The organism is Sulfuriferula sp. AH1, assembly GCF_002162035.1.
Taxonomy (GTDB): domain Bacteria; phylum Pseudomonadota; class Gammaproteobacteria; order Burkholderiales; family Sulfuriferulaceae; genus Sulfuriferula.
On the sequence record NZ_CP021138.1, the window covers coordinates 1,965,203 to 1,977,817 of the forward strand.

12 protein-coding genes and 1 tRNA gene are annotated in these 12,615 nt (G+C 57.3%); 7 read left to right on the plus strand and 6 right to left on the minus strand.

The window, feature by feature from the left end:
* Positions 1–8 precede the first annotated feature (8 nt).
* The 3 genes from CAP31_RS09965 to CAP31_RS09975 are packed head-to-tail and all read right to left on the minus strand — an operon-like array spanning position 9 to position 1,575.
* A complete protein-coding gene (locus tag CAP31_RS09965; RefSeq protein ID WP_087447395.1) occupies positions 9–710 on the minus strand; it encodes a thioredoxin family protein in 702 nt (233 codons plus the stop codon).
* 9 nt (positions 711–719) lie between these two features.
* Positions 720–1,166: a glycine cleavage system protein H gene (locus CAP31_RS09970; protein WP_087447396.1), complete on the minus strand. Its 447-nt coding sequence runs from the start codon at positions 1,164–1,166 to the stop codon at positions 720–722.
* A 13-nt stretch (positions 1,167–1,179) separates the two neighbouring features.
* Positions 1,180–1,575 (minus strand): hypothetical protein, encoded by a 396-nt coding sequence (locus CAP31_RS09975; protein ID WP_087447397.1) that lies wholly within the window; start codon positions 1,573–1,575, stop codon positions 1,180–1,182.
* A 74-nt stretch (positions 1,576–1,649) separates the two neighbouring features.
* On the opposite strand from CAP31_RS09975, the gene CAP31_RS09980 reads away from it, so the two are divergent.
* Genes CAP31_RS09980 through CAP31_RS09990 form a run of 3 tightly spaced genes read left to right on the plus strand, consistent with a single transcriptional unit; the run spans position 1,650 to position 4,340 of the window.
* Positions 1,650–2,327 (plus strand): Crp/Fnr family transcriptional regulator, encoded by a 678-nt coding sequence (locus CAP31_RS09980; RefSeq protein WP_087447398.1) that lies wholly within the window; start codon positions 1,650–1,652, stop codon positions 2,325–2,327.
* Between the two features lie 8 nt (positions 2,328–2,335).
* Positions 2,336–2,677, plus strand: a complete 342-nt coding sequence (locus CAP31_RS09985) for a DUF1971 domain-containing protein (RefSeq protein ID WP_087447399.1) — start codon at positions 2,336–2,338, stop codon at positions 2,675–2,677.
* A gap of 31 nt (positions 2,678–2,708) precedes the next feature.
* Positions 2,709–4,340, plus strand: coding sequence for an alpha-D-glucose phosphate-specific phosphoglucomutase (locus tag CAP31_RS09990; RefSeq protein ID WP_087447400.1), 1,632 nt, complete (start codon positions 2,709–2,711; stop codon positions 4,338–4,340).
* An 86-nt stretch (positions 4,341–4,426) separates the two neighbouring features.
* Here the strand turns inward: CAP31_RS09990 and CAP31_RS09995 are convergent, their stop codons facing one another.
* Positions 4,427–4,630 (minus strand): cold-shock protein, encoded by a 204-nt coding sequence (locus tag CAP31_RS09995; protein WP_087447401.1) that lies wholly within the window; start codon positions 4,628–4,630, stop codon positions 4,427–4,429.
* 366 nt (positions 4,631–4,996) lie between these two features.
* On the opposite strand from CAP31_RS09995, the gene CAP31_RS10005 reads away from it, so the two are divergent.
* Together CAP31_RS10005 and CAP31_RS10010 are read left to right on the plus strand one after the other, a co-directional pair.
* A tRNA-Pro gene (locus CAP31_RS10005) sits at positions 4,997–5,073 on the plus strand.
* Between the two features lie 182 nt (positions 5,074–5,255).
* Positions 5,256–5,738 (plus strand): hypothetical protein, encoded by a 483-nt coding sequence (locus CAP31_RS10010; protein WP_087447403.1) that lies wholly within the window; start codon positions 5,256–5,258, stop codon positions 5,736–5,738.
* Positions 5,739–5,753: 15 nt separating this feature from the next.
* On the opposite strand, the gene glgP is transcribed toward CAP31_RS10010, so the two are convergent.
* Both glgP and CAP31_RS10020 read right to left on the minus strand, forming a co-directional pair.
* On the minus strand, positions 5,754–8,309 hold the full coding sequence (glgP, locus tag CAP31_RS10015) for an alpha-glucan family phosphorylase (protein ID WP_087447404.1): 2,556 nt from the start codon (positions 8,307–8,309) through the stop codon (positions 5,754–5,756).
* Positions 8,310–8,468: 159 nt separating this feature from the next.
* A complete protein-coding gene (locus CAP31_RS10020) occupies positions 8,469–10,133 on the minus strand; it encodes an ABC-F family ATP-binding cassette domain-containing protein (protein ID WP_223247247.1) in 1,665 nt (554 codons plus the stop codon).
* Positions 10,134–10,449: 316 nt separating this feature from the next.
* Here CAP31_RS10020 and CAP31_RS10025 point away from each other — a divergent pair, with 316 nt between their 5' ends.
* Together CAP31_RS10025 and CAP31_RS10030 are read left to right on the plus strand one after the other, a co-directional pair.
* Positions 10,450–11,223: an EAL domain-containing protein gene (locus CAP31_RS10025; RefSeq protein ID WP_223247248.1), complete on the plus strand. Its 774-nt coding sequence runs from the start codon at positions 10,450–10,452 to the stop codon at positions 11,221–11,223.
* 51 nt (positions 11,224–11,274) lie between these two features.
* On the plus strand, positions 11,275–12,606 hold the full coding sequence (locus CAP31_RS10030; protein ID WP_087447405.1) for a leucine-rich repeat-containing protein kinase family protein: 1,332 nt from the start codon (positions 11,275–11,277) through the stop codon (positions 12,604–12,606).
* The last annotated feature ends 9 nt before the right edge of the window (positions 12,607–12,615 follow it).

Genomic DNA, 12,615 nt, shown 5'->3' on the forward strand with positions numbered 1-12,615 from the left:
CAGCGGATTCAGCTGTGGATACGAATGACCATGCCGTCAGTCTTGACCTGACGCGGCCATAACACCGGCCAGATACGCCAGGCAAACACCCACAGCGACGACCAGATCAATAGCCCTCCTGCCACGATCACGGCATACCATCCCGCCAGGAACCCGACCGCGTAGGCGATCATGCCGGCATGGGCCAGCCCCATCTGCAGCCACGGCCATATCCCCATCCGGATCGGGTTGGCGGTAAATCGCGGCAGCATATGCGCGCCCAGCCCGTACACCAGCATGAGCATGAACCCGACCGTCACCAGATGCAGCGCGACCGGGCGGGTCGGCCCATCGGACAGCAAGGCGCCATTGACGATCAGGCCGATACCGCCCAGCATCAAATAGATCATCGCGGCGACGATAAACAGGCGATTGTCCAGCGACAGCGCGATGCCGGCATTCTGCATGTCGCTCTGCGCTTTCGCCGGCGCGCTGGCCACCCACTCACGCGCCTGCGCCAGCGTATGCACGCCCAGGCCTTTCAGCTCGTCGTCGATGACCAACGCGGGTATGGTCTTCAGCCGCAACCGGCTCACCAGCGCCCGACCTTCCGGCTGCGCCATGTCCACGACGGCAAAATCAATCTGCTTTTCCTTCGCGATCTGTTGCCAGATTTTTTCTTCCTGATGACAGGATGCGCACCATTCCGAAACCAGTAATTCGACTTTCATCGTCATCTCCTATTGCTGGCAGCGCATGCACTGCACATCGTAACGGTCTATCCAGTTCTTGAGCGCCTGCTGCGCCGCTGCCCCGGTAGTCAAATGATCCAGCGCGGTCGCCGGATCGTCCGGCCGCATCTGTACCAGCCAGGCATCCTTGTACGGATCGATATTGATCAGATTCGGATTCGCCAGCACCGTCTCGTTGCGCGCCACGATTTCGCCCGCAAACGGCGCAGGGATACCGCCCGCCCACTTGCCCGACTCGATGCGCGCCAGCGGCTTTTTCCATTCGCGGTGCGTGCCCACGTCCTTTATCCACACGTATTGCACCTTGCCCGACATTGTCTGCGACGGATCGGTCAGGCCAATGGTATAGATGCCGCCTTCTTCCGGGCGCACCCAGACATAATCCAGATCGTAATAAAGATCTTCCGGCAATTCACAGCCACGATGTTCAGACATGATGCACCTCCACTTATTTCCACGGGCCGGTAGGCCGCACGGTCAGTCCTATGTTCACGGCAAACAGGGCGATACCCGCGTACGCCAGCACGCCGCCTGCCAGCACCAGCCAATTGAGCATCGTTAACCAGCCTGCTATCATGACCGGCAAGCCGAGGTTGGCCAGATACAGCTGCCAGTTCGCCATGCGTTCCGAATACAGCGCCCGTCCGGAAAAGCGCGGCAGCACATGCAGCGCCACGCCGTAAATCATCATCAGAACAAAACCCAGCAACATGATATGACCATGAATACGCGGCACGTTACCCGGAATCAGGCCCGGCATGGTCAGATGCGTCAGTGCAACCAGACCGCCGAGCAAGCCGTAGACAAGACCGATACTGACAAACCAGCGATTGCGCTTATGCATGTAAACTCTCCCTTTAACTCGACGATTTCAGCATAGCAGATTTAATTTTTTAACGCCTTGACCTGGATCAATTCATGCTCATCAACCCCGACATCAAGGATTTCCGCCTCGCCCACCTGTTCCGCGACCTCGAGCGCGAGGTACTGGCACAAATCGCGCGGCATGCGGTCTGGCGCGAGCTCGACGCCGGCGAACCGCTGTTTGCCAGAGGCGATGCCGGCAAGTATTTTTTTCTGGTAAAAACCGGCGCAGTTAAACTGTTTTTATTATCCGAAGACGGCGAGGAGCACATCATGGAGATCATCGGCCGCGAACGCCTGTTCGCCGAAGCAGTGATGTTCATGGGCGGCAGTTACCCGGTATATGCCACTGCACTGGAACCGAGCCGGCTGATCGCATTCGACGCACAATTCTTCGTCAGCCTGTTGCGCAACAATTCCAGCCTGTGCCTTACCCTGCTCGCCGCCATGAGCCGGCAGATGCATGCGCTGGTTGCCGAAATCGACCGCCTGACCCTGCAAAGCAGCGCACGCCGCCTCGCGCAATACCTGCTGGCGCAACCGGCGCACAAATCGGGGAGCAGCCGCCAGGTAGCGCTCCCGGCATCCAAGCAAACCATCGCCTCATTGCTGGACATCCGCCCGGAAACGCTGTCGCGCCTTCTCGCCCGACTGACTGATGATGGCCTGATCGCCGTCCATGCCGACAGCATCACCATCCTGCAACCGACACTCTTGGACCAAGTATTGTGAGCCTGCCGATGAAACCCATGCCACCCGACTTTATCGCCTATAAACGCACCCGCAACTTTACCGATACCGACCTCCCCGAATCGCTGACCCGACGCCACGACACCAAGCCTGGCGCCTGGGCCAAAATCATCGTGCTGGAAGGTGCGCTGGATTACGAAATCATGACCGAGCCGCCCCGGCATTACCGCATCGATGCCGATCATCCCGGCATCATCGAGGAGCAGGTGCCGCATCGCGTCACGCCCGTTACCGTGCCGCTCAGTTTCTATCTTGAATTCTACAAACGTAGCGACACCGATGCCGCGACTCTGGCGCGCCCTATGGACACCGGCCTGTTCAAGCCCGAGTAAACGGCACGATCCGCCACATAAGGAAAACAACATGAGCATCCGCAATATCGCTACCCAGCCGTTTTCCGACCAGAAACCCGGCACTTCGGGTTTGCGCAAAAAAGTCAGCGTATTCCGGCAACCGCATTATCTGGAAAACTTCGTCCAGGCCATATTCAACAGCATCAATGCGCCGCAAGGTGCAACGCTGGTACTCGGCGGCGATGGGCGCTACTACAACCGCACCGCGATCCAGACCATACTGAAAATGGCGGCGGCCAACGGCTTCGGCAAGGTACTGGTCGGGCAAGGCGGCATTCTGTCGACACCCGCCGCATCCTGCGTGATCCGCAAATATCGGACCTTCGGCGGCATCATCCTCTCCGCCAGCCATAACCCGGGTGGCCCCGACGGCGATTTCGGCATCAAGTTCAATAGCAGCAACGGCGGCCCCGCCACCGAAACCGTAACCGAAGCCATTTTTGCCGCCAGCAAGATTATCAGCCAGTACCCGTTGCTGGATGCGCCCGATGTCGCGCTGGATAAACCGGGCACCAGCAAATTGGGGAACATGATCGTGGAAGTGATCGACCCGGTCAGCGACTACGCCGAGCTGATGGAATCGCTGTTCGATTTCGGCGCTATCCGCGATTTGCTGGCAAGCGGCTTCCGTATCCGATTCGACGCCATGCACGCGGTGACCGGTCCCTATGCCCGCGAGATATTGCAACGCCGTCTGGACGCACCTGCCGGCAGCGTGATGAACGCCGTGCCGCTGGAAGATTTCGGCGGCGGCCATCCCGATCCCAATCTCACCTATGCGCCCGAACTGGTCGGCATCATGTACGCTGACGACGCCCCGGACTTCGGCGCAGCTTCCGATGGCGACGGCGACCGCAACATGATTCTGGGCAGGCGGTTTTTCGTCACGCCTTCCGACAGCCTGGCACTGCTCGCCGCCAACGCGACACGGGTACCTGCATACCATAGCGGGCTGGCCGGCGTGGCGCGCTCCATGCCCACCAGCGCAGCGGTCGACCGCGTCGCCCAGACGCTGAATATCTCCTGCTACGAAACGCCTACCGGATGGAAGTTTTTCGGCAACCTGATGGACGCCGGCAAAGTCACCCTGTGCGGCGAAGAAAGCTTCGGCACCGGCTCCGATCATGTGCGCGAAAAAGATGGATTGTGGGCGGTACTGTTCTGGCTCAACGTCATCGCTGCGCGCCGCCAGCCGGTTGAAACCATCGTGCGCGAGCATTGGGCGCGTTTTGGCCGCAACGTGTATTCGCGCTACGACTACGAAGGCCTGCCGGCAGCTGCCGCGCAAAGTGTCGTGGATCACCTCAAAGCCAGCTTCGCCGGCCTGCCGGGCGCCCGCTTCGGCGCATATACCGTGAAGCGTTGCGACGACTTCAGCTACACCGACCCTGTGGACGGCAGCGTCAGCACAGGTCAGGGCATCCGCATCATTTTCACCAATGACTCGCGGATCGTCGTGCGCCTGTCAGGGACAGGTACTGAGGGCGCAACTCTGCGCCTCTATCTGGAAGCCTATGACCCCGATATCGCCAACCATCATCTGGATGCACAGCAGGCGCTCGCCGGGCTGATACAGGCAGCCTTGCAGATCACGGAATTAAAACAGCGAACCGGGCGTGAACAGCCGACGGTGATTACCTGAGAATAGGTAAAGGCAGTATTGCCGGATAAAACCGGCATAAAAAAACCCGGCACTTGCGTGCCGGGTTTTTTACATCTCAAACGGAATTAACCGGCTTGAATATTTGAAGCTTGTTTGCCTTTAGGGCCTTGAGTGATATCAAAGCTGACTTTTTGGCCTTCTTGCAATGATTTGAAACCGTTCATATTGATTGCCGAGAAATGCGCAAACAGATCTTCGCTGCCATCATCAGGGGTTACAAAACCGAAACCTTTTGCGTCATTGAACCATTTAACTGTGCCTGTTGCCATGTGATTACTTCCTTACTTTAAAAACGGGGAAATCCCCCGCGAAACTATTTGAATCGAAGAGTGCACATGGAAATACCAGTACTGCAGTGACTTGGAATCAAACGCCAAGTTACCTTGTACGCTACATTTACCAACACCGCAAGACATTTATCATATTAAATTTAATATATTTTTCGGAAGGCCGGATCCAGCACTGTTTCATCCTGTCAGCAAGATCGATTATCAAGCCGCAAACGAAACCGATATGGCATGTGCAACGATTGTCAGGCTGACAAATTCAAATTTCAAAAAATCTTTGCTACAATTTCGCCTTTGCAAAACTTGCCGCCATCTCCCGGTGCTTATCGATGCCGGCAAACCGGAAAACGGGGTGTAGCTCAGCCTGGTAGAGTACTGCGTTCGGGACGCAGGAGTCGGAGGTTCGAATCCTCTCACCCCGACCAATCCTGATTCAATCAATGTGCTACCCGTGTTTTACGGGCAATTCCCCAAAAATCAGCTACACTCAAGCATGGATAGAAGGCTTGATAGCCGCTACTTGGCCGGATCAGCATGTTCCATCCCGCCAGCTTGCCTTCCCTCATCCGGATATGAACAATATCATTACTGTTATCAGGAGACCGCCATGAACAAGCGCACGATCCTTGCATTATTCAGCGTAATGCTGCTTGGCATCCCCCCTTTAAGCGCTGCCGCCCAGCAGGAAGCTCCTGCGCATGAGAACGGCAAAACCACGACCAAGGAAGTCAAGCAAGACGTCACCAAAGCCGCCAAGACGATCAAAAGCTACTCGGTCGAGAAACGCGACGAAGCCGCAAAAAATGCGAAAACAGCACTCGATGCACTGGATGTCCGCATCGCGGCGATGGAGAAGCAGATCGACAAAAACTGGGACAAAATGAGCAAATCCGCCCGCGAAGACGCGCGCAACACGTTACAAGCGCTGCATGAACAACGGATTAAAGCCGCCGAATGGTACGGCGGCCTGAAAAACAGCAACGCCGATGCCTGGGAACACATGAAAAAAGGCTTCTCCGATGCCTACCAATCACTCCGGCACGCACTGGAAAAGGCGCAAGGAGCATACGAAAAGGACGAGAAAAAATAACGGCGCCAGCGGCCGTCACTGCCGCCATAGAATATGAGTAGCTTCAAGCGGAATCGCTACTCCATCGTGGTGCGGGATGATACGCGCGGTATAGTCTGTCGCCGGCCGGCTGGCAGAAACCCGCACCCGAAATGCATAGCCGTTGCTTGCGCCCACCAGCTGCTGCAAACGTTCCATTTCCTGCCGTACCGGCGCGTCCCCATCAATGCTCTCCGCATAGATTTCGATGCGGACAGCATCAGGATCAAGATCATCCAGATACACCTGCAATTCAAATTCATGCAGCTCGGTATCGGTCTTCACCTTCATTTCGCCGAACCGTAACGCAACCCATTTCCGATCCAGCTCGTGCCGCCAATTTACCAGTTGCACGCCGTATGCGCCATTGCCGGCGGCACGTTCACGGTAAGCTGCGGCTGCCGGCAGATAATGCTGACTGGTGTACTCGCATACCGCGCGATTGGTAGAAAAACGCGGCGTCAATTGCGCCATGCTTTCCCGCATTTTCGTCACCCAGGCAACGGGTATGCCCTGCTCGTCGCGCGTATAGAATTCAGGGATCACTTCGCGTTCGAGCAAATCATAAAGCGCCTCGGCATCCCGCGCATCCCAGGCCGGATCGTCGCCGTGCTCCTGAGCATCCCCGAACGCCCAGCCCACCTCTGGCGTGTAGGCTTCCGCCCACCAGCCATCGAGCACCGACAGATTAAGTCCGCCATTGACCAGCACCTTCATGCCGCTGGTCCCGCATGCCTCCCAGGGGCGGCGCGGGGTGTTGAGCCAGACATCCACTCCTTGCACCAGATGCTCGGTCATGTGCATATCGTAATCGCTCAGGAACACGACATGTGGCCGCACCTCGGGCCGCTGAATAAAATGCGTCCATTGCTGAATCAGCGCCTGCCCGGCGTGATCGTCGGGGTGAGCCTTGCCTGCCACAATAAGCTGTACCGGACGTTCAGGGTGGCTCAACAGCCGCAGCAGGCGTTCCGGATCATGCAGCAACAAATTAGGCCTTTTATAGGCCGCGAAACGCCGTGCAAAACCCAACGTCAGCACGTCAGGTCCAAACTGCAGTTTCGACTTCTCGATCGTCTCTGATGACGCGCCGCGCATGGCCAGCTGGCGGCACAAACGTTCGCGCACATATTCAACCACCGAGCGGCGACCGGCGCTGCGGAACTGCCACAGCGCCGCATCGGAAAGGCCGCGAATATCCTGTTCCAGTTCTGCTGCCGTGCCCTGCCAGCGATCCTTACCGCAGGTCGTGGTCCACAGCTCATCCGCATATCCCGAATCCCAGGTACGCATATGCACGCCATTGGTCACATGCCTCACCGGGACTTCAGCCGTTGCCCAGCCCGGGAACAGCGGTGCGAAAAGCTGGCGGCTGACTTTGCCATGCAACTGGCTCACTCCATTCACCGCACCGCTGCCTCGAATCGCCAGATAAGCCATATTGAACGGCTCCGCTGCATCATGCGGATTGGCACGTCCCAGCGCCATCAGATCATGAAAACCGATGCCGAGTTGCGTTTCGGCATAACCCGCCAGATATTGCTCCATCAACGCAGGCGTGAAACGGTCGAAACCCACTCCCACCGCCGTATGCGTGGTAAACAGATTGCCGGCACGGGTGACGGTAAGCGCCGTTTCAAAATCCACGCTGGTGTGTTCCATAAAGCCTCTGGCACGCTCCAGTACAGCGAACCCCGCATGACCCTCATTCAAGTGACAGACTTCCGGCTCGATGCCCAATGCCGTCAGCAATTGCCAGCCGCCTATCCCCAACAGGATCTCCTGCTTGAGACGCAATTCCGGGCCGCCGCCATACAGCTCGCTGGTAATACCGCGGTGGGCGGGGAAATTCACCATATCGTTGCTGTCCAGCAAATACAGATTCAGGCGTCCCACCTGCACTTGCCAGGTACGCAGCCAGACCGAATAACCGGGCAAGCGCACCTCCAGGCGCAACCACTCACCGTTTTCCCTGCGCAATGGCGTGATCGGCAATTGGCCCGGGTCGTTATAGGGATAGAGTACCTGTTGCGCGCCGTCCTTATCGATCACCTGGTGAAAATAACCTTGCTGGTAGAGCAGCCCCACGCCGATGATCGGCACCCCCAGATCACTGGCCGCCTTGAGCTGGTCGCCAGCCACATTGCCCAAGCCGCCGGAATAAATAGGCAAAGCTTCGCTCAACATGAATTCCATACTGAAATAGGCTACGCCGCTCAAGGGCGCCTGGGGATAGGTCTGCTGAAACCATGCGGGATTGTCTGCCGCGTCGCGCCGGACCTGCAGCAGATCGTCGATATTTTTACGGAAAGCGGCGTCGGCCAGCATATCCTGCAACTTCTGCCGGGACACTGTCTGCAACACCGCACGCGGATTCTGCGTCAGTTCCCACAATACGGGATCGAGCTGCCGCCACACATGGTCGGTGGCATGATCCCACGACGAACGCATATCCAGCGCGAGCTCGACCAGTTCGTCATAACCCTCGTCGCCGTTCATGTCCGCACGTAACAGATGCTTCTTCGGAAGATGGGCATGCGTTTGTTCGCTCATGACTTTCCTCAACCATTTCAACTCGCTGCATTCGGCTTCTCATGCGGGCCGGATTTCTTCAGATATGACTCAGGCACGCCGTCTTGTCCGAAGTATAGACCAAGAAACCCGGTAAAACCGTACCTGGAGCTCGCAAAGTTGCGTACTGTTCCGTCTGCCTCAAGCGCTCAGTGCGACCTTGGCTTCCTCACGCAGGCGCTTCGATTCGTTCAGCAAATAGCGCTGGTAATCGTCGAGATCACCGTCGAACGGCTCGACACCGCCACGCCCGACCAGCCAGAATTCATCGCACACCGAACGCAGCAAGGCGCGATCATGGCTGACCAGCATCAGCGTGCCTTCAAACTCGTTCAACGCCATCGCCAGCGCTTCGCGGGTGACCAGATCGAGGTGGTTGGTCGGCTCGTCCAGCAACAGCAGGTTGGGACGCTGCCATACCATCATCGCCAGCACCAGCCGGGCCTTCTCGCCGCCGCTCATGGTGCCGACAGCCTGCTTGACCATGTCGCCGCTGAAGTTGAAACCACCCAGATAGCCGCGCAGCGCCTGTTCACCGGTCTTTTCGCGGGACTGGGTATTGGCCTCGCGCGCCAGCCGTATCATGTGCTCCAGCGGGTTGTCTTCCGGCCGCAGCACATCCAGCTCCTGCTGGGCGAAATAGCCGATATTCAGCCCCTTGCCTTCGGTGATGGTGCCGCCCAGCGCCGCCATGTCGCGGGCGATGGTCTTGACCAGCGTGGATTTGCCCTGACCGTTCGCGCCCAGAATGCCGATGCGCTGTCCGGCCTGCACCGATTTGCTGATTTTGCGCAGAATGACCTTGGGCGGCAGATCTTCGCCGTCCTCATTCTTGGCCACATAACCGAAGCTGGCATCCGATATCGACAGCATGGGATTGGGGATGTGGGTAGGCTCCTTGAATTCGAAAGTAAAATCGGCGCTGGCGAGCATCGGCGCGACTTTTTCCATGCGCTCCAGCGCCTTGACCCGGCTTTGCGCCTGTTTCGCCTTGCTCGCCGAAGCCTTGAAGCGATTGATGAATTTTTGCAGATGTTCGATCTTGTCCTGCTGCTTCTCGAATGTCGCCTGTTGCAGCAGCATCTGTTCCGCACGCAAGGTTTCGAACAGGCTGTAGTTGCCGCCGTAACGGGTCAACTGCGCGCAATCGATGTGCACGGTGGTGGCAGTGACTGCATCGAGGAACTCGCGGTCATGGCTGATCACGATCATCGTGCCGGCGTATTTCTTCAGCCAGGCCTCCAGCCACACCAGCGCATCCAGATCCAGGTGATTGGTCGGCTCGTCCAGCAGCAGCAGATCGGACGGACACATCAGCGCCCGCGCCAATTGCAGGCGCATGCGCCAGCCGCCGGAGAAACTGTTCACGGGACTATCCAGCTCGTGCACCTGGAAACCCAGGCCCAGCACCAGCGCCTGCGCCCGGGCATTGGCGTCATGCTCGCCCGCGTCGGCCAGATCGGCGTAAGCCTGAGCGATCAGCATGCCGTCGTCGCTCTGTTCCGCCACCAGCAGCGCCTCTCTTAACTCGGTCAGGCGCGAGTCGCCGCCGATAACGAATTCGGTCGCACTCTCTTCAGTCTCGGGCATGTCCTGCGCGACTTGCGCCATGCGCCATTGCCTGGGATAGTAAAAATCGCCCGCATCCTCGTGCAACGAGCCGTTCAGCAAGCCGAACAGGGTGGACTTGCCGGCACCGTTACGGCCTACCAGCCCTACTTTTTCTCCGGGGTTGATCGTCAGCGAGGCATCGTTGAGCAGAACTTTGGCACTGCGCCGCAAGGTAATATTTTTTAAGGTAATCATTTAGGTTCGGATAGTTACTGCGCCCGACATCATCAATCCGCATGCGGCTAGGCATTACAAACAAGACAGGGACTCAGCCCACAACGCCAGATGCGCTGTTAAAAAGCTGGCAAGACAGAAAGGTGGAAAAATCAAGACATTATATCAACTGTAGAACATTGCCTCCGAATTATTCGAGGGACGGAAACTGTAATTTAGAGAAAATGGCCGGCACAAGCGCCTTATAGCAGGATGGATGGTTAGTTCACCAGCATCAAGTTAAGGGTAGAATCTACCACTTGCATGACGCATGCAGCATTCAACCTGGAGAATTACCGTGCCTGAAATTAATCTTAAATCCATCGAGGTTCCCGACCCCGGATGCAAGGGCTGTAAAGACCTTTTGGACTTTGATTTTACATTCGCATTCCAACCCATCGTCGATATTGAGCAACGAACGATATACGCTTATGAGGCACTGGTACGCGGACCAAACAAAGAAGGCGCAGCTGAGATATTAACCAAAGTGAACGACACCAATCGCTATCGCTTTGATCAGGAATGCCGCATCCGCAGCATTTTTCTTGCGCAGCGACTGGGAATAACCTCTCGCATTTCCATCAATTTCCTGCCTAATGCGGTATACCAGCCGGAATTATGTATCCGTACCACCATTGCCGCGGCCGAGGCCGCCGGATTTCCTCTGGAACAAATCATTTTCGAAGTCACCGAAGGGGAACAAATCATAGAACCGGAAAAATTGCTCTCCATCTTCCGTTACTACCGGAACCGTGGTTTTTCCACCGCAATTGACGACTTTGGCGCAGGCTATGCCGGTTTAACCTTACTAACCAACTTTCAACCTCACCTGATCAAAATCGATATCCATCTGGTAAGAGATATCGATACCAACCCTGTCAAACAGGCGGTGGTTAAAGGTATCCTGTTGAGCACGCAAATGCTGGGTATCCAGGTAATCGCCGAAGGCATAGAAACCGCAGCGGAAGCACGCTGGTTCAAGTCCAATGGCGTTCATCTGATGCAAGGATTCTATTTCGCCCACCCGGGTTTTGAATCCCTCCCCACCATCTCTCACTGGGACTTTGATTAACACATACACGATATCGCCAATGAACAGCATGCGCATGAAATTCAGTTAACCATGGATACACTTACACTACTGCGCACAGGCAAACTGGCAGGAACCCGGCGTTTGAATCTGGCATGCGACTTACGGGAATTTCCGCAAGAGATTTTCGACCTCGCCGATACGCTGGAAATCCTCGATCTCTCCGACAACGAATTATCCGCGCTGCCCGCTGATTTCGGCCGCCTGCACAAGCTGCGCGTCCTGTTCTGCTCCAATAACCAATTCACAGAATTGCCTGCCGTATTGGGACAATGCCCGCAACTGAGCATGATAGGTTTCAAGGCCAACCGAATACGCCATGTGCCGGCCGCCGCCCTCACTCCTGCACTGCGCTGGCTGATCCTCACCGATAACCGGATCAGCGAGCTTCCCGCAGAACTCGGACAATGCACCCGGCTGCAAAAGCTGATGCTGGCGGGCAACCGCTTGCAAACCCTGCCGGAAAGCCTGGCGGCCTGCACGCAACTGGAATTGCTGCGCATATCGGCCAATGAGTTCAGCGCGCTGCCGGACTGGCTGTTTTCCTTGCCGCGCCTCGCCTGGCTGGCTTACGCCGGCAATCCGTTGTGCGCGGATGACGCAGCGCCTGCCGATGACATACCCCATATCGACTGGCATGATCTGGACATATGCCAGCAACTCGGCGAAGGCGCGTCCGGCGTCATTCACCGGGCCGTATGGCAGCTCGGACCGGTGGAAAGGACCGATGTCGCAGTCAAGCTGTTCAAAGGCGCGCTCACCAGCGACGGCCTGCCGCACAGCGAAATGGCCGCCTGCATCGGCGCCGGCCTGCATTCCAATCTGATAGCCGTCCACGGCAGAATAAATAATCACCCTGAAGGCAAGTCGGGCCTGATAATGGAGCTGATAGCCACGGATTTTCACAATCTGGCCGGCCCGCCCAACCTGGATTCATGCACGCGCGACATCTATGCTGCCGGCACCGCCTTCAGCCTGGGTGCCATCGTGCGCATCGCCCATGCCATCGCCTCTGCGGCGTGCCACCTGCATGCGCGCGGCATCCTGCACGGCGACCTGTATGCCCATAACATCCTGCATAACGGCGCGGGCGACTGTCTGCTGGGGGATTTCGGCGCAGCTTCTTTCATCGCCGGAACCGATCCCGCACATGAGCAAGCTTTGCAGCGCATTGAGGTGCGCGCTTTCGCCTGTTTGCTGGCGGAGCTGCTGACGCGTTGCGAGCTTCCAGCCGACCCCGCCGCGCTGAGCGCATTGGGCGAGCTGCAGCAGCATTGTGACCACTGCGACAGCGAGGCTCGCCCCCTGTTTACGGAAATCAAACAGACGCTGATGAAGCTGCGGGCGAGCCCCGCTGCAGGCTAACGCGCTGGC